Origin of the sequence: Rubripirellula lacrimiformis, assembly GCF_007741535.1 — a bacterium.
Taxonomy (GTDB): Bacteria; Planctomycetota; Planctomycetia; order Pirellulales; family Pirellulaceae; genus Rubripirellula; species Rubripirellula lacrimiformis.
On sequence record NZ_CP036525.1, the window covers coordinates 5448080 to 5469790 of the forward strand.

The following is a 21711-nucleotide window of genomic DNA, read 5'->3' on the forward strand; positions in this document are numbered from 1 at the left end:
TCGAACTTGCCGGAATTCGACACTCGATTTCGATCACAATCCGGATTGCAGGTGTTAACAAGGCAAACGTCCGCTGGGCAAACGTCCGCTGGGCGGAGGTCGTGGGGGGCGGAGGTCGCGGGGGGCGGAGGTCGCGGGGGGCGGCGTTTCAATAACGACCAGCTCCATTGGGACCGCCGCACGCAATACCCTGCAAAACGCGGGTATTGCTCGCTGTGTACCGGCACAGCCGATCGGCAGAAGAGTTTGTTACTTGTTTGCCTTCAGGTACGCTCCACACGACTCTCGGATCACCAGCCGCGCTGGCAACTGGTAACAGCGCGGCGGGATGTCGCGCTCCTCGATACTGTCCAGCATGGCGCGAAAAGCGACCGCTGCCATTTGCCGACAAGGCTGCTGCATGGTCGTCAGGGGAACCGAAAGAAGCGCAGCATAATTGACGTCATCAAACCCAACCAATCGCAATTGGTGTGGCACGCGGATCCCTGTCTTGGCCAAGGACTGCAACAACGTGGCTGCTACGCGATCATTCGCGCAGATCACGCCATCGACGCCGTGGTTCGGGTGCAATGCTTCCATCAATTTTGGATCGTCAACATCCTGCTCACAGACGAAGTTCGGCGGTGAGTGGCATCCTGCGGCCCGAATCGCCTCCAGTGCTCCCGCCATCCGTCGGGTCACGGTGGGCGCCGAGGATGGCGGTTTCAAGAACAACAGACGCTCGCAGCCGAGTTTCAACAAGTGTTCGGCGACGATGTAGCCGGCGGTAAAGTTGTCAATTTCGACCAGGTCATAGGCGCTACGCTGGGGGAAAGAAACGAGATCACGGTCCAGCAGAATCACGGAGATCCCGGCTTGGTGCAGACGATCGGCCAAGCGTTGATTCTTTTCATCTCGGTTCGGGATGTGCTCGAACGGTGCAAAGAAAACGCCGCTGACATTGGACTCTACGAAATGCCGACAAATCGCTTCGGCATTCTCGTACTCAACATCTTTGGCTGCATCCGGCGATTTACGCCCGCCCCAAATCAGACCGCAGTCGTGGACGCGTGCAAGCCGTGCCAGGTCACCGCAAATGACTTCAAAGATTTCAGTGCTGCCAATCTCGGGCGCCAGCAGACCAAGTTGGCGGCCGTTCTTTCCCGCCGGTCCCGAGCGGACGTAGCTTCCTGACCCAGCCCGTCGTTCGATCAACCCTTGATCCTGAAGATCACGAAGCGCTCGCGCCGCCGTAGGGCGTGAAACGCGAAATTGCTGGACCAACTGCGATTCACTCGGCAGACGACCTGACGGGTGGTAGGCACCAGCTGCAATCTCGTCGTAGAGGTGCTTCGCAATCTGCTTGTACTTCGGTTCGCTCATATCCACATTCGGCAGGATTTCAGGCATTCCGATCTACCAGCACCGTCCTGGATAGGGAAAAAGTCGGATTTGGAAATTTTTCGCAACAAAACTGACAATGTCTGCGTGCTGGCTCGCGCTGATTAACGCCGCCGGCCATGACCGACATACGCCCACAAAGGCGCGACCGTGACCACCAATCTACCTGTCATTAACAACCGCCAACCTGTCACTAACAGGTAAGCTACCGGATCCCCCTGACCTGTCTATACCCTTCTCGCGGATTGGTCCTAGGATGATCGGTGTAGGGGACGCGAGCTACCGTTGGTTCGCCACACATGTGTCTGCTTGGCTGTCCCAAGCGATCAACCCCTGAAAACCAGAGACACAGGAACGGAGGACAACATGGAAACCAAGTTGACCAAACCCAATCGAACATCCTTGGCATCTTCTGCCAATTCGCAGGTCAAGCATTTCTTGCTAGCCAGCGATTTTGATCAGACACTCAGCTTCAACGATTCCGGAGTGGTACTGAGCGAGATGTTGGGACTGTCGGACTTCGAAGAAAAGGTGGCTGGACTGGCCAATTCACACCTCGTCCAACAGGGTGGTGAACTGACCTACCTGTTGTTGCATGACCCAGACTACCGAAGGGTTCGGGCCGAGCATCTGCATCAGGTCGGAAAGCAAATTCGATTGAAGAAGAACATTGCTTCGTTGATCAACCTGCTGGAATCAGGCATCGAGGGGTATCAATTTACGTTCTTCGTGATTTCGGCTTCGCCGGAGGAAGTGGTTCGATCCGCCCTGGAAGGCATCGTGCCGCCGGAGCGAATCTTTGGAACGCGATTGAACTACGATCCCGACACGGGCGAGATCACTTCGGTGGCTCAACTGACCGCCGGCTACGGAAAGGTCACGACACTGGATGCGTTGCAAGAAAAGTTCGGCGTCAGTTACGAGCGAATCGTTTACGTCGGCGACGGAAGCTCGGACGTCCACGTCATGTTGCACGTCAATCGATGCGAAGGACTGACGATTTCGGTTTCCGAACATCGACACCTGGCACCGATCGCACGCCGCACCGTGCTAAGCGACAACGCCCTCAGCGTGCTGATCCCGATTCTGGAAGACGTTGTCGGTTGCCGAGACCGGACTCAGGTGCGCGGCCTGTTTGAATCGCACGGCATCGATTTGCAGGGATGGGAGAAAACGCAGGTCGATCGTCTGACCATTCTTGACTCTGCACAGACGCCCCCTACCGCCATGACGACGGTGCCAGCTTAACCGCCACGGGTATCGATCCGATGCCGTTGGGCATTGGGCGTTTGGATAACAGCACCTAGGAAAGGAGCCTCCCATGGATCAAACCTTGTTTCAGCGCGTAACCGTTGCCACTTCCGGTGACGGTGAGCTAATCGGAATTCGCGGTCTGTTCTGCTTGAATGGATTCTTGATTGCCAATTGGGCGACGCGGATCCCCGCGGTGCGGTCACAGTTTGGATTATCCGAAGGTGGCCTAGGCATCGCGCTGATGTTGATCGCCGTGGGCGCCGTGGTTTCGATGCCGCTAGCAGGGTGGTTGTGCGAGCGAAGGAGCAGCCGATCGATCGCACTGTTCAGCACGATCGGCTATTTGGTGGGGTTGCCGCTGATCGCTTGGATGCCAAACCTGGCGACGCTTGCCATGGCTCTGTTAGCCTTCGGGACCGCTCACGGCATGCTCGATGTGGCCATGAACGTGCAAGCCGTTGCTGTTGAGAAAAGGTTGGCAAGGCCGATCAATTCGTCCATTCACGCTTGGTGGAGCATCGGTGGTCTCTGCGGCGCCGTGGCCGGCAGTTTGATCACGTTGGCTGGTACGGAAATGCGTTGGCACTTCGCGATCGTATCGACCTGTTTGGCGGTAGCGGCTTGGCCCGTGTTCAGGCGATTGAAAGACAGCGTGCCAGTCGATTCGTCGAACGCAATGCATGCCAGCGATCGAGACAACCCTGCACCATTTGCCCCATCAAAACCGTCACGGATGGATCGATTCGCCGCACGACGAATGATCCTCGTACTCGGGGCGATCGCGTTTTGCGTGATGGCGGGTGAAGGGGCGATGGCGGACTGGAGTGCCGTACTGCTAAGACAAAACCTCGGTGTCGGGGAAGGCGTTGCCGCGCTCGGGTTCGCCGCGTTCGCGATCGCAATGGCCGCCGGTCGACTTGTCGGCGACGGATTGTCGACAAGAATGGGAGCTCGCAACCAAGTTCGCTTGTGCGCCGTCGTGGCACTGGCAGGAGTATTGGTCGTCATCACGTCGGCGCACGCAGCGATCGCGATGATTGGATTTGCCCTGATCGGTGCCGGCTTTGCGACCGTCGTCCCCGTCGTTTTCACTGCCTGTGGGACGATCAAAGCGATCTCACCCAGCGCCGCATTGTCCAGCGTATCCACGATTGGCTACTTCGGATTTCTGACGGGCCCGCCGATCATTGGATTCCTTGCCGAATGGGTCGGTCTGCGAGTCGCACTTAGCTCTCTCGTCCTGACGACCACCACCATCTTGCTGCTGGCGTCGAAGCTGCGAAATCGAGACGATAGCGAATCCCCCCTTCCCATCGAACCACGGGCCAACGAATCCAACGACCTAGTTGGCATCCAGCATCAACTGGCCTGCAAATCGACCGACAACTTCGCACTTGCAGACGCTGCCGAGTTACTTCGTCACCGAACAGAGCAGGCTTAGCGCTATCCGCGTAGCAAACGATTTCTCGCCAAAACCGCGAGGGCATCGGCACGGAGCGATTGTCTAGAAAGAGTCCTGGCACCTGTTTCTCAACACAGGCGATTCAGCGTCTTGCAAGCAATTTTCGCGATTCACAAACGGGAGCGAAAACAGGCCGCACCGATTGCTGGTTTGAACAATGCGTTCGGTTTCCAAGTCACGCCCGCAACTTCGCTCGATACAAATCCGATTCAAAATATCCGTTGCCCAAAATCACTCGGCAAGGTTGAAAACCTTGGGCCCTTTCGCGGCATTGTAATATCGCTCAAACGCGTCGGCTTCTTCGGTTTTCCCGGCGACACGTTTAAGTTGCGATAGATAGTACAGCGTGTCCCGAGACGGCTTCCCCAACTTTAGCGACTGAGCTAAGCTCGCGTCGGCGCCAGCCAAATCACCCAATCGCAATCGAACCCAACCCAGCGTGGCCCAGCCGTCCGCTGAACCGGAAACATTGCGAACGGATGCTTCTGCGATCTGCAATGCTCGCGCTCGGATCGCTTCGTCCTCGTTGCTGACTAGGATAACCGCCAACTGATTTGCGATCGAAACGGAGTCGGGATGATCTTGATGCAGCTTTGACAAAATCGTTTGCGATTGCTCCAAGCGTCCTTCCATTCGAGCCAGCACCGCTTGCAAATACAATCGTTCGTCTTCGAGAGCTTTCGCGTTTTCAATTTTGGTGATTGGATCCTGCAGCAGCGGCTTCGCCTGCGCCGGCGCGTTGGTATGCAACAAGAACTTGGCATAGGCCAAGCGAACCGAGGGACGTCGATCCTCGTCGGCTTCGGCGATGCTCTTTGCGTAAGCCCCGTCGGCTTCGGGAATCATCTCACTCTGTTCATAGAACTGGGCAAGGAGTTGTTGGGGAGTTCCCAAGGTCCGGTTCTTGCTGACAAGTGTGGTTAAAGCCGCCAGCGATGCGTCGTAGTCCTTCAATTGAAAACAAGATCTAGCGAGTCCCACGTTCACGTCGCGATTCATCGGATCGCTCATTCCCGGGGACGAACTTAGCAGGGATTCATACGCTTCACGGGCCATCGTCCAGTCGGCACGGCCCTCGCAGCAAACGGCTTTCAACAACATCAACCGTTTCGCGGCACGATCCCTTAATGCTACCGACCAATGATCGGGCGGATCGAGCTTCGCCGCCAATCGCGCCAGCACCCAACCATCGAACCAACGGCGTTGACGCACCGCCAGCTCGCAAAACGCCAGGTGAATCGCCAAACGCTGGGGCTCCGTTGCGGAAGCCCGCTCCAGCCACTGCTGGCCCTCGACGTTGCGGCCCATGGCGAACATCAAATCGGCAATGACGACATCGACGTCCGAAATCTCCGGATGCGTCTTCAGGGCATCCAGACTTGCTCTGGCGTCCGTCACCCTTCCGGCTGCGATCAGATTTTTAGCCGGACCTAACAATTTGGCCACCTGAGCATCCGCCTGGGCAGCGTCACTGGACAACTGTCCCAACGATCCGATCGTCGACGTGACGGCCGCGAAAGCGATTGAACCATGCAGGAAAAATCCAATCGCGAATGCGGCTAGTACCAATGATCTGAACCGTGTCACGCTTGAGCTCGCTTTTGTTGCCGCCTGCGATAGCTGACCACCCCGGCAAAACTGCCCAAAACCAACAACGCAATCGAAGAAGGTTCCGGCACGGCGGACACGGCGAACAATCGAACATCGTTCCCGTCGCCGGCTCCGTAAGCGATCTGCAAGTTATAGGCGCCAAAGTTGGCAACCGTATCCATGTCGGCAAGTCCCGCAAACATCCCGCCACCGCTGAGCGGATTGCGGACGGTCAAAAAATCAAAGGTCATCCCATCGGCCAACGTGAAGCCGCTTAACAACGAAACATTCAGTGTGCCACCTAACGTCAGCTGGTTCGCCGTGATGGTGTCGAATTCACCGGGGTTCACACCGCCAAGTTCGATGTTCAACATCGCCGTACTGCCGAGGATGAATTCTCCGTCGCCATCCAAGATCAAACTGCCGGGACTGAATCCGGGACTGATGACACCATCCAAGAACACATCGTGGCCATAGGCGTACACAGAACCATTTCCCGTAAGCATCGAATCGGATGCAAAGGTCAAATTGTCGGTGTAAGAGTAGATGGTGCCCGTGCCGATCCCGCCCGAGCTGTCCAGCATCACCGTTTGGCCGCTGAAAGTAAGTGCCTGATCGACGTAAAGTGTCGATGAATTCTGAATCGCAACGTCGCCCGCGACGGTCGTTCCGCCGGAAAGTGTGGCGGAACCGTTTGGTTCGGATAACGTCATTCCGCCCGTGACAGCAACACCGTCCAAGGTACCGGAGGAATAAGCCAAGCCACTGCCATCCAGAGTACCGCCGGTGATCGTTCCACCGTAGAGTCTCCAACCTTCACCGCCGGCAAACGAGCTGCCGGTGTTGGCTTGCGTGCCGGTGATGTTGACGGTGCCGCCGGGCGTGACGTTCAGAGTGCCCAAGTTCGCCGTGTCGTACGATCCGCCGAGATTCAACGTCGACGTGCCATCGACGGATATCGTTCCGCCCACATTGGACCAAACGCCACCCAGATTCAAACTCGATCCCGCTGACGCGGACATCGTTCCCGTGTTGGTGGTGTTGTTTGTTGAGATCCCAAGGTCCGCCCCGTTGATCGAAATCACGGTGCCGGTGTTGGAAAAGGCGCCTCCATAATTGTACATCGAGCCGCCGAGGGCTCCGTCAGCTAAGAGGAGACCGTCATTGGCCAATGCACCTGCCACATATATATTTCCGGATTGGAACGTGATCGACGATGTGCTATCGACCGTCATCCCACCGCTGCCGACGTAAAGACTCCCAGACGTCGCACCGCCCACTTCGCCTAAGGTGAGGGATTGGTTGGTCAGATTAAATGCGTCGGCATACAACGTCGAATAGTTCTCAACTGCAATATCGTCCACGACGGTCGATCCGCCGGAAAGCGTGACAGAACCGTTTGCTTCGGATAACGTCAGCCCGCCCGTGACAGCAACACCGGCCAAGGAGCCGGAGGAATAAGCCAAGCCATTGCCATCGAGTGAACCGCCGGCGATCGTTCCACCGTAGAGTCTCCAACCTTCACCGCCTGCGAAGACGCTGCCGGCGTTGGCTTGCGTGCCGGTGATGTTGACGGTGCCGCCGGACGTGACGTTCAGAGTGCCCAAGTTCGCCGTGTCAAACGATCCACCGAGATTCAACGTCGACGTGCCATCGACGGATATCGTTCCGTCGAGGTTGGACCAAACGCCACCCAGATTTAAATTCGAACCCGCTGACGCGGACATCGTTCCCGTGTTGGTGGTGTTGTTTGTTGAGATCCCAAGGTCCGCCCCGTTGATCGAAGTCACGGTGCCGGTGTTGGAAAAGGCGCCTCCGTAATTGTACATCGAGCCGCCAAAGGCTCCGTCAGCTAAGAGGAGACCGTCATTGGCCAATGCACCTGCCACATATATATTTCCGGATTGGAACGTGATCGACGATGTGCTATCGACCGTCATCCCACCGCTGCCGACGTAAAGACTCCCAGACGTCGCACCGCCCACTTCGCCTAAGGTGAGGGATTGGTTGGTCAGATTAAATGCGTCGGCATACAACGTCGAATAGTTCTCAACTGCAATATCGTCCACGACGGTCGATCCGCCGGAAAGCGTGACAGAACCGTTTGCTTCGGATAACGTCAGCCCGCCCGTGACAGCAACACCGGCCAAGGTGCCGGAGGAATAAGCCAACCCAGTGCCATCGAGTGAACCGCCGGTGATCGTTCCACCGTTGAGTCTCCAACCTTCACCGCCTGCGAAGGCACTGCCGGTGTTGGCTTGCGTGCCGGTGATGTTGACGGTGCCGCCGGACGTGATGTTCAGGGTGCCCAAGTTCGCCGTGTCAAACGATCCACCGAGATTCAACGTCGACGTGCCATCGACGGATATCGTTCCGCCCACATTGGACCAAACGCCACCCAGATTTAAATTCGAACCCGCCAACGCGGACATCGTTCCCGTGTTGGTGGTGTTGTTTGTTGAGATCCCAAGGTCCGCCCCGTTGATCGAAGTCACGGTGCCGGTGTTGGAAAAAGCGCCTCCGTAATTGTACATCGAGCCGCCGAGGGCTCCGTCAGCTAAGAGGAGACCGTCATTGGCCAATGCACCTGCCACATTTATGTTTCCGGATTGGAACGTGATCGACGATGTGCTATCGACCGTCATCCCACCGCTGCCGACGTAAAGACTCCCGGACGTCGCACCGCCCACTTCGCCTAAGGTGAGGGATTGGTTGGTCAGATTAAATGCGTCGGCATACAACGTCGAATAGTTCTCAACTGCAATATCGTCCACGACGGTCGATCCGCCGGAAAGCGTGACAGAACCGTTTGCTTCGGATAACGTCAGCCCGCCCGTGACAGCAACACCGGCCAAGGTGCCGGAGGAATAAGCCAACCCAGTGCCATCGAGTGAACCGCCGGTGATCGTTCCACCGTTGAGTCTCCAACCTTCACCGCCTGCGAAGGCACTGCCGGTGTTGGCTTGCGTGCCGGTGATGTTGACGGTGCCGCCGGACGTGATGTTCAGGGTGCCCAAGTTCGCCGTGTCAAACGATCCACCGAGATTCAACGTCGACGTGCCATCGACGGATATCGTTCCGCCCACATTGGACCAAACGCCACCCAGATTCAAACTCGAACCCGCCGACGCGGACATCGTTCCCGTGTTGGTGGTGTTGTTTGTTGAGATCCCAAGGTCCGCCCCGTTGATCGAAGTCACGGTGCCGGTGTTGGAAAAAGCGCCTCCGTAATTGTACATCGAGCCGCCGAGGGCTCCGTCAGCTAAGAGGAGACCGTCATTGGCCAATGCACCTGCCACATATATATTTCCGGATTGGAACGTGATCGACGATGTGCTATCGACCGTCATCCCACCGCTGCCGACGTAAAGACTCCCAGACGTCGCACCGCCCACTTCGCCTAAGGTGAGGGATTGGTTGGTCAGATTAAATGCGTCGGCATACAACGTCGAATAATTCTCAACCGCAATGTTGCCCGCGACGGTTGTTCCGCCGGAAAGCTTGACGGAACCGTTTGGTTCGGACAACGTCAGCCCGCCCGTGACAGCAACGCCATTCAAGGAGCCGGAGGAATAAGCCAAGCCAGTGCCATCAAGAGAACCGCCGGCGATCGTTCCACCGTTGAGTTCGTATCGCCCGGCCGCCACACTGATCGCACCATGGAGCGACAACGTGCCCGAAGTATGGCTGAGCGTTGCGTTGGCTGAGTTGAGCGTAAGGTTGTTGATGGAACGACTGTCATTCAGCGTGACCACGTAGGTGCCCGCTTGTTCAATCAACGCGTCGATCGCGATTCCGTCAGGAACAACGTTCGGAGTCCACTTAGAACTATCTGACCAAGTCCCGTTCGTCGGGGAGTTCCAAATATTCTGCGATAACGCTTCGCTGGTGGCGAAGAACGTTCCCGCGCCGAGCCCCAACGCTATGGCGGCAAGGCGCAACCGACGCGACTGTGTTTTGCGAGTGACTTGCAGAACAGAAGAAGAGCAACGTTTCATGGTGAATCAACGCCTTCAAAGATGCTTCGACAGCAGGGTAGCAGCAACCCCGTACACCGGGGGCCCCAAGCCGACGGGGGGGATTGTAATGCCGATTCACAGCACTTGCCAGAGTTTGCCGAACGATTTCTGAAACGATGAGGTTTTTCCGAGAAAGAAGTCATCTGCCCAACCGAATTGACGTGAAAACATGGAATCTAAACGGTCCAGCGGCGCAACGGGCAATCAACAATTCCGTCGACAGCGGTCCAAGAAACGAATTGCGTCGAGCGTGAATCCAATGGAACGGGCGTGAATCCAATGGAATGCGGGTTGTCTCGTGGCTCGCCATCTTCCATCGGGGGGGCATCCTACCTGCAGGCGACCGATCGGGCGTAGGCTCGAGCAACTCTCCGTTCGCTCGGCAATATCTTCACTCCATTGAACCGATCTGTACGGACATCCTCGCTGGGAACAAGTGCTCATCGCCGCCAGTTCCTTTTCGGACCAAGGTTCGCCGACGCGTGCGTTCCAGTTTGGCAGACGCGGTACCGGCCAACCCGAAAGGACGGGTATGGAAGTCGCCCCGGCTAAGAACATCGCAAACCACACCAGCCCCGCCCGCTCATTCCTGCCGCGGCAGACGTCCGATCTCCCCAAAAGATGCCAGACGGGGCTGAACAGGATGTCGCTGCGTTTTGCAGAAAACATCCCTCGCCCCCAACGATTCGTCCGTGCCCGGCAAAGAGAAATCCTGTCTTACGGCAACCTATAGCAACATCGCATTGCTCCGGTGCATATCACTGCCTTCGCTATGCAGACTCTTTCGCTTGGACGAGTTGCTTCTGAGCGACCAACAGACACACGCTTGACGCGACCGTATCGATTAACACGTTCCACTTCACGAAACTCGCAATGAACGCCCCCAAGATTGCCTTGGCAGCGGCAGGATTCTCCGCCAGTTCTTGGCCAAGTCCGTCCGCTATCGGGCCTGCAATGACAAACAGCAAGAGCCATTTGGTCATCAGCAGAACAAACAGCCACTTTACAGCTCGCATAGACATGGCAATTATCTGCGGGAACGTCCGCAGTCCTTCCGGGACGACTCAAAGGAAAACGATGGGAGTTGTTTGGTAGTTCGTTACCGTCCGCTCGGGGCTTCGGCTACCTGCAGGCGACCGATCGGGCGTAGGCTCGACCAAGTTCCCGGTCGCTCGCCAGCCTCTTTACCCCGTTGAACCGGCCCGCCTGGCACTTTCGCTGGGAACAGTGACGGATCGCCGCCCGGTCATTTTTCGGCAAGGGCGCGCTGGCAACGCACGGGAAGTCTCCGTCGTGGTGGACGAGGCCACGACTCCGTCCTGAGAACGATCAAACCTGCGTCGTAGTGGGATTCGCCAGAACTCCTGACCGTCGGATTGGCGGGTGGGGGGGAATTATGGCCAATCCTACGACTGCAGTCCCGATATTTCTTGATGGTGCTTTTCGATCTCCAGCGGCGTGAAAGCTGACGAACAACTCGTCACCGACGGAAGATACAAACTGGTTGCTGGCACATCAGTGAATGTGAAAGAGAATTCGAAACAGAATTGACCACAGTGGCACGAAGGGGCACAGAGGAAGGCTTTGACCAAAATCTTTTATCCCCTTCCCCATCCCATCCCATCCCATCCCAACAACCTCCGTGTTCTTCATGCCTCTGTGGTTCAATCCTCGTTTCCAAAAATTCAACAACACCTCAACACCATCTTCCCGAAATCAGCGAAGCGACCGGGCTAAAACGGTTCTTATTCAGCGTCCTATCGTCGGGTGATGGGTTCTATTCATAGACAGCAGCCTGCGGGTCGCCACCGGACTTCAGGTACGCCAAGACATCCAGTATCTCATCCAACGTCAGCACGTTCATCAAACCGGTCGGCATGGGCGAAAGACCGGCCGGCGATGTTTGTTCGATTTCCGCCCGGTTCAATACCACTGTTCCAGCGCGAAGCGAATCAGTCTGGACTGTGATCGCGTTGGAGGATACGCCGATCGGTCGCCCGGTGACTAAAACCCCGCTGTCCAGTAGGTAAGTGCTGAGGCGATATTTCTCGTCAATCACTTTGGACGGCTGGACGATCGATTCCAGCAGAGCGCGCTGGTCAAAACGGCGTCCGACGTGGGTCAGATCCGGTCCAGTGGAATTGCCCTGTTCGTTGATACGATGACACTTCATGCACTGTGCTTTGGCCAATGCGGCGCGGCCCTGTTCCCATGACCGACCGCGACGCGCCTTTGGCAGTTCAGCTTCCAATGTTTCCCACGTCCACTCTTTGACCAACGGGGCCGCAGGCGATTGCTGTCCGCCAGGTTCCGTGACTGCCATTGCCAGCATGTCCAGTCGAGGTTTCAGATGTTTCTGTTCAGCAGCGGTCAATGTAGCGATCGCATCTTCTTGAATATGTTGCAGAGAATCGCTCAACAGCTTTCCGCCCTGATAACTGCGAGCAGCCAGCAGCGAATCGAAAAACGACTCACGCGTCTCTGTCGTCCAGCCCTCGGAAACACGAGCCAGTCGCTGTGAATAGAAGATGACGTCTTCCTGACTGATCGCCGTGCGGATCAACTCGACCGTGCGCGGTACCACGTCCGGCGCCTGCAGGTAGATCAGCAAACGGCATAGTTCGCGATTCACATAGTTGCTGGTATGTGGATACAACGGATCCAGACTCGCCAGCGATTGCGTTCGATCCGCTTCGGTGGGATGCCCCTGACGAATGAAGCTCAATTGCCAGACCCGCAGAGCGTCCAATAGATGTTCTCGGCCGAGTTCCGGCAGTGGCAACCGACCCAGCGCAGCCAACAACTCGGACTGATCCTCCGCACGCCCCAGTCGAGCCAACGCCAACATCGCAGCAATCGACGCGGTCGGCCGCGACTCGCTCAACGCACGCTCACGCCACAGCGCCGGATCCTGGCGTTCGATGGCCAGTCGCGCAGCAAATCGCAGCCCTCGATCTTCGCTGTTCAGATACGGCCACGCGACATCAATCGCGTTGGCGTCACGGATCCGGTGCCATTGTTCCAACTGATGTCGCACCTCACGTGCCGCGGCTGATTGCTGTGCCTGATCGGCTTGCGCAGCCTGATCGGCGCCGAGTGATTTCTCAGCGACAACAGCGGTTTCAGCGACATCAGAGCCATCGTAGGAAACTCGATACAGCCCCGATTGCGAACCGCGTCCCCCGGTGATGAAGTACATGGCTCCATCGGGTCCGAACGTCAGATCGCAAACGTTCAATGCTCCGCCTTCCAGAAACACTTTGTATTCACCGTCATAGCTGGCACCGCGAGGTGTCAATTGGACCTGGAAAATGCGGCCGTGCTGCCAGTCGCCCATAAACAAGGACTCGCGGTATGCCGGGGGAAAGTGAGACCGCGTGCCGAACTCCAGCCCCGTGGGCGAGCCCAATCCGGTATCGAGCGTGGTGGGCAGCGAGTCGGCGAAATAGTCCGGCCATTTGCCCGTTCCCCATCGCCAACCGTATTCGCCTCCGGAGACGACGTGATTCAACCGAGTTGGGCGGTACCATGGCAGCCCAACATCCCATTCCATATCAGCGTCATAGGTAAACATTTCGCCGTCATCATTGAAGGCCATGTCAAACTGATTGCGGAAACCTCCGGCGATGATCTCCCAGTTCTTGCCGTCGGGATCGGTCTTCACAATGTGCCCCACGCGAATGTCCTGCACAGCGTCCCGCGATTCGGGCAACAGATGGTCATCCTGCGGATCACGATAGGGCGAATCGACCGCGAAACCATCGGGAAATGCCACGTCATTGCCGTTCACCATGTACAGCATGTCGTCGGGGCCCAACACAATCTGGTTGGGACCGTGCCCATAGCGACTCTGGTAATCGAACGCCTTGATTTCCTGTGTGGAATCAAACTGGTCATCACCGTTAGTGTCGCGCAACCGGTACAAGCCGCTGGCGTCCGTCGCACACACGTACAGACTGTCGTGCGCCCAGAGAATTCCGCGGCAATGCCGCAACGTGTTTTCGATCACTTCCAAGCGATCCACTCGCCCCCGATCGTCGCTCAATGACAACCTGACCACACCTCGTTTGTCGCGTCCCAGAATGATTCGGCCTCGATCGTCGAACGTCATGCTGATCCACGACCCTTCGCCTTTCTTGGCAGACCGTAGCAATTGAGCGTGAAAGCCGGCGGGCAAAGAAATCGAATCCACGGGTGTCGCCTGACCACCGCCCGGCAGGTCATCATCGCCATACAAGGGCGAGACGATGCAGCACAGCAGCAGACCCCATCTCGCAACAGCAGCGAGTCGGGGATCGAAATGAAAATCGAGGCTTCGTGTTGTCAAGAGAATGTTCCCTGTTGGAAAGTGGTTCGCTGTTCGATTCAGAAGCAAATCAAAGGGGGGGGGGAAGTTCTGGGGGGGCTCGTCATCTCGCGTTTGGGATTTTGGCCTTCCCTGCGGACGATCGATCGGGGGCGGGGGCTCGCCGACGCATGCATTCGAGTTTGGCAGACGCGGCACCAGCCTAGCGGAATGGACTCGTATGGAAGTCATCCCGGCTAAGAGCATGGTAAACCACACCAGCCCTGTCTGCTGGTTTCCGCCGCGGCACAGACGCATCTCCCAGAAAGACTACGGATGGAGCCAAACAGGATGTCGCTGCGTTTGACACAAAACGCCTGCGGTCCCTTGGATGCTCCCCATAAGTGGTCCCATCAAGGCGCGCGCTGACGCCACACTTCAAACCAACGGCCAAGCCCACGCCTGCGAAGAACAAGAACGCCTAGTGATTCGTCTGGAAAAGAGTCCTGACACCTTTTTCTGATTTGTAGCGTTCCAGTGTGCTCGTAGGACGGCCTTTCCAGGCCGTCGGTGGCTGTTTTGAGATTGTCGACGGCCTGGAAAGGCCGTCCTACGGACGTTTCCTATTCGTGTGATTTGTGTCATTCGTGGTTCGAGTGGCTGTTCGTGCTTCACCCAGATTCAGATTTCGGGGTGAGACGATCTAGTCAGAAATTGGACCGGAGCTACACGCCCAAAGTCTGGCGACTTCGGCTACGGAGAATGCCGCTGCGGAAGAATCGAACAGGGGCCGGCTTTTATCCAGGGAGTGGTCCATTGAAAGATGGCTCAGCCGACGGTTGGTCCATAAAAAAAGCCCGACCAGAACTTGATGTTCTGGCCGGGCTTTGCAGCGACGCGGACGGGACTCGAACCCGCAACCTCCGGATCGACAGTCCGGGGCTCTAACCAATTGAGCTACCGCGCCGTGGCTGGTCACCGAAGTGATCAGCACTTGGTTTTTGCTGCTGCTGAGCGAGAATTATATCGGCACTCGCGAGCCTCGCAAGTGTGGCAAAGGCTCATTTGCCGGTTGTTTCAAAGGAATCGATTTTGAGGGCCGAAAGTTTGCGAAACACGGGCTTTTTCGCACCTTTTCTTCAGTGAACTCGGCCATTTGGGACCTAACTTTGCCTACTGCGATGGATCCTGGCCAGATTTTTTTTCTGAATCGGCCTCTCCAGCTGCTCTTTCCCGTCCCACTCGCGATCAATCCCAACATTGCCATGATCCCTGAACTAGTGGCCTTCTCGATAACCCTTTGGTTCTTCGACGCGTGGGCCGAATTGACCCGCTACTTCAATTCAATGAACACCTGGCAGTGGGGCATCGTCTCGGCGTCGTCCGTGGCCTTCGGTTTTCTGTGCCTTCGCGGCCACAAAATCAACTAAACACGTTCACCGCTGTCGTTACCGCCTGTCTTTGCACACGAATCACTGCTGTGAAGATCCGTGAAACACCCCGAGGCGGGAAACAACGAATCGCTCCCACAGACAAATGTGGGTGTCGTTTACTCTTTCTGCGATTCACGGCTGATGCGTCTTTGCGGATACAGCTCGCCCACGCCACCCAACCGGCTGCCCAACACCCGTTCACTGATCCGATGCGGACTTTCGACTCGGGATACAGGGCCAACATTTCTAGAGCCGCCCATGCGGGCTGCGTTCCGCGGGAGGGAAGCACTCCAGAATCCCCTTGCTGAATCGTTTGCCCTAGCGCCCCATTTGCTCTGGCGCCGCAACTGCTCTGGCGCCGCAACTGCTCTGGCGCCGCAACTGCTCTGGCGCCGCAACTGCCCTGGCGCCGCAACTGCCCTGGCGCCGCAACTGCTCTGGCGCCCCATCTGCTCTGGCAACCGGTTTGCCCAAGTGACTCGTTTGCCCAAGTGACTCGCTTGCTCAGGTGATCAGTTTATCCGGGCGATCGTAACGCGGCCGTCCGAACCGTTGGACGAGCCTGGCACGGCCCCGGTATGATGGCTTCAGTCGGTGGGTCCCCTGGCCTCGCCCCTTGTTGGGCGACAGGACGTTGTGATTGGGATCCGCCATGCACCAACTTTCATCCCACAAACCCTCTTCAGGAGCCCGTCGATGCCATTGTTCGAGATTGAAACCGAGGCGCACATCATCATCACTTGGGCCGAAGGAGAAGACGAAGCTCGCGAAGTCGTCGCGGATGCTTATCCGCATGACGAGGTGCTACGTCTGACCAAGCGGCCACGGGACACCTGGGTCATCAGCAAGGGCGTCTTGGGGCTAACGACGACCAAAATTGACCCCTGCCTAGTGGCTCGCGATTGCCTGAGCCGAAGTGCTGGTGACAAGGTCAACGCCATTCGTCTGTATCGCATGGAAACAGGAAGCGATCTGGAATCCGCTCGACGAGCGATCGAATCCAATATGGTCATGGGCTGGTAACACGAAGGACGCTCTGGTCGTCGAGAATCGTCGACCGCGCATCGACTTGCGCCCCTGTGCTGCCATCCGATATTCCTTCTTCATTCGACTTCAGCCGGCTGGCCGTTGCCTCTGGCGTGCCGCTCGTTACGGAACTCGCCTCGAAATGCCGCGTCTATCCACTCTGTTGATGCTGATTTGCGTCCCGCTGATCGTCGGATGCGACGGCTGCCGCCGCGATCCGGATGCAAGGAAAGAAGAACAGGAACAGGCACCACTGGATGCGTTCACGATCCAGTCGCCCGACCCATTTCCCAGCGCCGGCATTTTGACCGACGGCGGTGTACCGGCAGGCCGAGCACTGAAGCCAGGACATTGGATCACTGCGTCGGTGGGGATCAAGAGCAACCTGGACGACGTTCGCGGCGAATTGATCAGCCGCGCGGGAACCAATAGCAGCGATCTGAGCACAGGTCGACTGAATTCCAGCTCCGGCTCGGTCGTCAATTCCAGGCCCGTCGTATTGCCGAAGGGTCAACTTCGACGATTCGATTATCGGATCTTGCCACCGGTACCCGACGGTGGCAGTCGCAAGACCAGCATCCTAGGTGGTCGACTGGTCACGACCGGACGGTCCAGCACGGTCACCATCCCGACGACGCCATTCATCGCGATGTCGCCCGAGGAATACTTCATTGTCATTTTGACCGAGCGGCCCGAGCGATTCACCAAACTTCGCGGAGCCGACTGGATCAAACCGTATCACGACAAGCTGGACTTCCCGCTGGACGGGGCCAATTATCGCATCGTGGTTGCATCCACCAAAGACATCGTCTCGATTGCGGAAACGATGTTGGACTGGACCAACACTGCCTATGTGATTTGGGATGATGTGCCCGAAGACGTGCTGATGCCAGACCAACGCCGCGCTTTGGCGGATTGGATCCGATTTGGCGGACAATTGATCGTCAACGGTCCCGAAGCGGCCGATGCGTTGTCCCGCGGGACACTGAGCGAAGTTTTGCCGATGAAGCCCAGCGGCCACATCGAATTGGACACCGATGACGGCAAACAACTGCTGCAATCTTGGCAAGTCGAAACGGACACATCCACCGGAAAGCAGATCGCCATCCTAGAGGGCCAATCGGGCCGGATCGCAGTCGACGGGGCACTGGCCGAGGATGCGGAATCGCTTTCGGGCAGCGGCAACCTGATTTTGCGACGAAAGATCGGTCGCGGCTGTGTGACTCAGTCACGCGTTGATTTGACCAGCGATTGGTTGGTCGATTGGTGGTCGTTCGACAGTTTCTTTAACGGGGCGATCCTGAACCGTTCTCCCCGCCGCTTTTTTCGAGAACCGGGCGGAGCGGTCCGGTTGATGGACACTGCATCGGGGAAGTTGACCGTTGATGCATCCGCCAACACTCATTTTCGAATCGCATCGCGAGATTCTCGCTTGGGCCGTCCGGGCGTCATGCAGTTGGACGTGTTCTTCGATTCGGAAGTCAGCGGCGAATCGCGGGACGATGCCGCCGCGCAGGATGACCAACCGATCGCGGCGTCGGAATCGAGCGAACGCCCCATCCAAAAATCACTCCCGCCCCGTTCCAGCGATCCCTACACGCTTGTCGATGCCGCCACCGGCGTCGGCGGATGGACCGACACCAGTGAAGTGATGTCCGCATTTCGCGATGTCCTGCGTAGCGAATCGGGCATCGAAATCCCCAAGTCGACTCTGGTCATTCGTTCGCTCGGGTACTACCTGTTGGTGTTGGTGCCGATCAACTTCATTGTTTTCCGATTGATGGGACGATTGGAATACGCATGGTTGGCCGTCCCAGTGATCGCGTTGGTGGGAGCGATTTGGGTCGCACGGGCTGCCCGTCTGGATATCGGATTCGCACGCAGCCAGACGGAATTGGCGTTGCTGGAACTGCAAACCGATTATCCGCGAGGACACCTTTGCCGTGTCGACGCAATCTACAACTCGTTATCCAGCACCTATCAGATGGACTTCGAAACCACCGACGGTGTTGCCCTGCCGATTCGCAGCGAACTGAAACGCAACGAAGTGCAAAGCCAACCGGTGTTGAAAACGTCTTATGACGAGGGACCATCGCTTGCCGGAGTCGCCGTCGGCAGTAATCAGGTACGTTTGCTGCATGCCGAACAGATGATCGATGTGGGCGGTGTGATCGTCATCGATCAGGCTGGCAAATTAGTGAATCAATCCCAGCTGGAAATCATGGATGTGGTGGTGATCGAAAAGACATTGGACGGAGAAGTGCTTGTCGCGTCGGTTGGCCTGCTGGGGCCATCGGCGAACGTTACCTTACGATTCCGGGATGACAATGAGATTGCATTCAGCGGCGAACTTCCAATGCAAACTTCCACACTGATGCAGCGTCTGGGGTCACCGTCGATGATGGCGCCAGGATCGATTCGAATGGTCGGACGAATCGATACCGCCATGGGTGGAATGTCCATCGAACCGAAGGCCAACCAAGTCAACGCACAGACCATCGTCCTGGTGCACCTGCAGCACCCTGCGATCGCCCTCGGAAAACCCGACGCCAATCTATTGTCCGATCTGCAACCAGTTCGCCGAGGACTGGGCGATAGCGAATTGGATTCGCAACCCGCAGAATAACGGTTCGGCCGCGGCGACTGATACCGCTGCCATCCGGTTACCGAGACACCGCTGCTGAACCAACTTCGCCAAAACACCACGCCGCTAACCTACAGAGACAATCGATGATCACGCTTCGCGGATTTGGAAAAGACTACGGCGATTTCACAGCGGTCGAAAACATCGATCTGCAAATTGACGCCGGCGAGGTATTCGGATTCATCGGCCCAAACGGGGCTGGCAAGAGCACCACGATTCGTTTCTTGGCCACGCTGCTGCGGGCAACGCGGGGCAGCGGAATGGTCGCCGGATGTGACGTGATGGGCGACCCGGTGGGAGTTCGACAAGCGGTCGGGTACATGCCCGACAACTTTGGCGTCTATGACGGCATGCGAGTGTGGGAATTCCTGGACTTCTTCGCCGTCGCGTACAAAATTGGTCGAACCGAACGCAAACAGATCATCGACAACGTGCTGGAACTACTGGATCTGTCGCACAAGAAAACCGACTTCGTCAACGGTTTGTCACGCGGGATGAAACAACGTTTGTGCCTGGCGAAGACACTAGTCCACGATCCGCCGGTGTTGATCCTGGACGAACCGGCCAGTGGATTGGATCCTCGCGCCCGCGTGGAAGTGAAGGCACTGCTAAAAGAACTGCGGAAGATGGGAAAGACGATCCTGATCAGCAGTCACATTTTGACGGAACTTGCCGACTGTTGCACATCGATTGGAATCATCGAGCGTGGGCAGCTGTTGATGCACGGACCGATCGACAGCGTGTATCAACAAATTCGCCGCAACCGAATCGTCGAAATTCAGTTCATCTCGGGCAATGAAGCGGGCCTGTCGATCCTGCGAAGCAGCGAATCACTGCGGTCGCTTGAAATCCTGCCAAGCCGCGTGGTCGCAGAACTGGAGACGGACGACGAAGGACTTGCGTTGTTGTTGGAAGAATTGATCCGTGCAGGTGTCCGGATGAAATCGTTCAATGACCGCGACCCAACCCTGGAAGATGTCTTCATGACCGTGACGAAGGGCTTGGTAAGTTAGCGAGTAAAACAACTTGCCAAAAGATCCGGCCGTGGCCGGTGATAGCCCGGCAGACGTGGGCTTCGCGACGGGAGAAGCAGTGGCCGAAGCTCTTGGCGAGCTTCGCTACGGGGCGCTCGGGCTTCGCGACGGGAGAAGCGGTGGCCGAAGCTCTTGGCGAGCTTCGCTACCGGGTGCTGGGGCTTCGCGACGGGAGAAGCGGAGGCCGAAGCTCTTGGCGAGCTTCGCTACGGGGCGCTCGGGCTTCGCGACGGGAGAAGCGGAGGCCGAAGCTCTTGGCGAGCTTCGCTACCGGGCGCTGGGGCTTCGCGACGGGAGCAGCGGAGGCCGAAGCTCTTGGCGAGCTTCGCTACCGGACGCTGGGGCTTCGCGACGGGAGCAGCGGAGGCCGAAGCTCTTGGCGAGCTTCGCTACCGGACGCTGGGGCTTCGCGACGGGAGAAGCGGAGGCCGAAGCTCTTGGCGAGCTTCGCTACCGGGCGCTGGGCTGATCGTTTAGAACGACAAGGTCATGCCCATCGTGGCACCGTGGAATCCGACATCAGCCGGTCCACCGAACGAAGGCAGGATACCGGGTGTGCTGGACACACTGGTGATCGCGTCGAAGGACGAACTGTAGTTAGTCCACAACTGCCATTCATAGCCACCGCGAAGCTGCACTTGGACAGCGTCGTTGAACAGGCCGCGTGAATACTGCAGCCCGGACGCCAACTCCATCACGCTGAAGATCGATTCGGTCAACCGAACGGATTCGTCGGGGGTTCCACCGACGCCGTTGTTGACCTTCTTGTCACCGGTCAAGATTGCTCCGCGACCGCGTGCATAGAAAGCACAGCCCAATCCGATCGATCGCTGCGCCTCGCCACCGACAATGCCGCCGAAACCTCGAAAGATGTTTTCGCGAATCGGTGCCACTGGCAAATAGTTGACCATCGTTTCGACGAACTCGTTGTACCGCACACCGCCACTTAGTTCGAACGTCCAGTCGCGGCCGAAACTGAACCGGTCAAAGATTTCGAAGTCCAGCGTGTAGGTCTCCACCGACATCGACGCATCGACGGTATCAAAGGTGGCGGCCGCTTCGGCGCTATAGTCGAAATAGCGGGCGCGAAACCCCAGTCCATCGACGGTTCGATAACCCAGCGTCAGTCGGGGAGATGCTTCGATGTCAAAATCGACGTCATCGCTATCGACGTTGGGGTTCAAACTGTAGTTCCCTGATCGGTTGCCATCGGCGCGATTGTAGTGGAAGAACAGCACCTCCGATTCGCCGAACAGACCTGCTTTGGAGGGACATTCATGGCGACACCTCTGCGACGACTGGCGAAGAATGTCCGCTTCGTGATGGCTGACGGTCGCGTCCGTATCGTCCATCGTGAACTGATAAGGACCTTGGAGCTCGGCATCGGACGCCGCCGCCTGGACGTGATCCAAAACGACGGATGACATCGCGCAGCCAAGCATCATGCAAGCGACGAGGTAGTTCTTGTAACGCATTTTCAAACCGGTCCAACAAATCGTGACATGAACATTCAATTCCTGTAATGGTTTCGACCCGACCTGCACGTCCAATTGTGCTGAATCTACGGGCTCATAACAGATAGCA

The 21711-nt window shown here is 57.3% G+C and carries 12 protein-coding genes and 1 tRNA gene; 6 read left to right on the forward strand and 7 right to left on the reverse strand.

From position 1 onward, the window contains the following. Nucleotides 1-249: 249 nt before the first annotated feature. Nucleotides 250-1389, reverse strand: coding sequence for a GntR family transcriptional regulator (locus tag K227x_RS19155; protein ID WP_246145930.1), 1140 nt, complete (start codon nucleotides 1387-1389; stop codon nucleotides 250-252). A 357-nt stretch (nucleotides 1390-1746) separates the two neighbouring features. On the opposite strand from K227x_RS19155, the gene K227x_RS19160 reads away from it, so the two are divergent. Both K227x_RS19160 and K227x_RS19165 read left to right on the forward strand, forming a co-directional pair. Continuing rightward, complete coding sequence (locus K227x_RS19160) at nucleotides 1747-2628, forward strand: HAD-IB family phosphatase (RefSeq protein ID WP_145172018.1); 882 nt, start codon at nucleotides 1747-1749, stop codon at nucleotides 2626-2628. Between the two features lie 73 nt (nucleotides 2629-2701). Further along, nucleotides 2702-4075 carry an MFS transporter gene (locus tag K227x_RS19165; protein ID WP_145172020.1) on the forward strand — a complete coding sequence of 458 codons (1374 nt, stop codon included), beginning with the start codon at nucleotides 2702-2704 and terminating at the stop codon, nucleotides 4073-4075. A 252-nt stretch (nucleotides 4076-4327) separates the two neighbouring features. Here K227x_RS19165 and K227x_RS19170 read toward each other — a convergent pair whose 3' ends face one another. The 5 genes from K227x_RS19170 to K227x_RS19190 form a co-directional block, all read right to left on the reverse strand. Then, nucleotides 4328-5683, reverse strand: a complete 1356-nt coding sequence (locus K227x_RS19170; RefSeq protein WP_145172022.1) for a tetratricopeptide repeat protein — start codon at nucleotides 5681-5683, stop codon at nucleotides 4328-4330. Continuing rightward, on the reverse strand, nucleotides 5680-9684 hold the full coding sequence (locus tag K227x_RS19175; protein ID WP_145172025.1) for a beta strand repeat-containing protein: 4005 nt from the start codon (nucleotides 9682-9684) through the stop codon (nucleotides 5680-5682). The genes K227x_RS19170 and K227x_RS19175 overlap by 4 nt, the downstream gene beginning before the upstream one ends. 791 nt (nucleotides 9685-10475) lie before the next feature. After that, a complete protein-coding gene (locus K227x_RS19180) occupies nucleotides 10476-10727 on the reverse strand; it encodes a hypothetical protein (protein WP_145172027.1) in 252 nt (83 codons plus the stop codon). Nucleotides 10728-11482: 755 nt separating this feature from the next. After that, a complete protein-coding gene (locus tag K227x_RS19185; protein WP_218933380.1) occupies nucleotides 11483-14032 on the reverse strand; it encodes a DUF7133 domain-containing protein in 2550 nt (849 codons plus the stop codon). Nucleotides 14033-14883: 851 nt separating this feature from the next. Then, nucleotides 14884-14957 (reverse strand) — tRNA-Asp (locus tag K227x_RS19190). A gap of 16 nt (nucleotides 14958-14973) precedes the next feature. On the opposite strand from K227x_RS19190, the gene K227x_RS19195 reads away from it, so the two are divergent. The 4 genes from K227x_RS19195 (at nucleotide 14974) to K227x_RS19210 (ending at nucleotide 20106) form a co-directional block, all read left to right on the forward strand. Further along, nucleotides 14974-15420, forward strand: a complete 447-nt coding sequence (locus K227x_RS19195) for a hypothetical protein (protein ID WP_145172031.1) — start codon at nucleotides 14974-14976, stop codon at nucleotides 15418-15420. Between the two features lie 699 nt (nucleotides 15421-16119). After that, a complete protein-coding gene (locus K227x_RS19200) occupies nucleotides 16120-16446 on the forward strand; it encodes a DUF6793 family protein (protein WP_145172033.1) in 327 nt (108 codons plus the stop codon). 145 nt (nucleotides 16447-16591) lie between these two features. Then, a complete protein-coding gene (locus tag K227x_RS19205) occupies nucleotides 16592-19075 on the forward strand; it encodes a hypothetical protein (RefSeq protein ID WP_145172035.1) in 2484 nt (827 codons plus the stop codon). A 104-nt stretch (nucleotides 19076-19179) separates the two neighbouring features. After that, nucleotides 19180-20106, forward strand: a complete 927-nt coding sequence (locus K227x_RS19210) for an ABC transporter ATP-binding protein (protein WP_145172037.1) — start codon at nucleotides 19180-19182, stop codon at nucleotides 20104-20106. A gap of 494 nt (nucleotides 20107-20600) precedes the next feature. Here K227x_RS19210 and K227x_RS19215 read toward each other — a convergent pair whose 3' ends face one another. Further along, the gene (locus K227x_RS19215; protein ID WP_145172039.1) at nucleotides 20601-21602 is read right to left on the reverse strand and encodes an Lpg1974 family pore-forming outer membrane protein; all 1002 of its coding nucleotides are present in this window, start codon (nucleotides 21600-21602) and stop codon (nucleotides 20601-20603) included. Nucleotides 21603-21711 lie beyond the last annotated feature (109 nt).

Coding starts and splice junctions, on each gene's coding strand:
- K227x_RS19215 (WP_145172039.1), bottom strand. CDS start 21,602: ATGCGTTACAAGAACTACCTCGTCGCTTGCATGATGCTTGGCTGCGCG.
- K227x_RS19210 (WP_145172037.1), top strand. CDS start 19,180: ATGATCACGCTTCGCGGATTTGGAAAAGACTACGGCGATTTCACAGCG.
- K227x_RS19155 (WP_246145930.1), bottom strand. CDS start 1,389: ATGCCTGAAATCCTGCCGAATGTGGATATGAGCGAACCGAAGTACAAG.
- K227x_RS19160 (WP_145172018.1), top strand. CDS start 1,747: ATGGAAACCAAGTTGACCAAACCCAATCGAACATCCTTGGCATCTTCT.
- K227x_RS19180 (WP_145172027.1), bottom strand. CDS start 10,727: ATGTCTATGCGAGCTGTAAAGTGGCTGTTTGTTCTGCTGATGACCAAA.
- K227x_RS19165 (WP_145172020.1), top strand. CDS start 2,702: ATGGATCAAACCTTGTTTCAGCGCGTAACCGTTGCCACTTCCGGTGAC.
- K227x_RS19175 (WP_145172025.1), bottom strand. CDS start 9,684: ATGAAACGTTGCTCTTCTTCTGTTCTGCAAGTCACTCGCAAAACACAG.
- K227x_RS19200 (WP_145172033.1), top strand. CDS start 16,120: ATGCCATTGTTCGAGATTGAAACCGAGGCGCACATCATCATCACTTGG.
- K227x_RS19205 (WP_145172035.1), top strand. CDS start 16,592: ATGCCGCGTCTATCCACTCTGTTGATGCTGATTTGCGTCCCGCTGATC.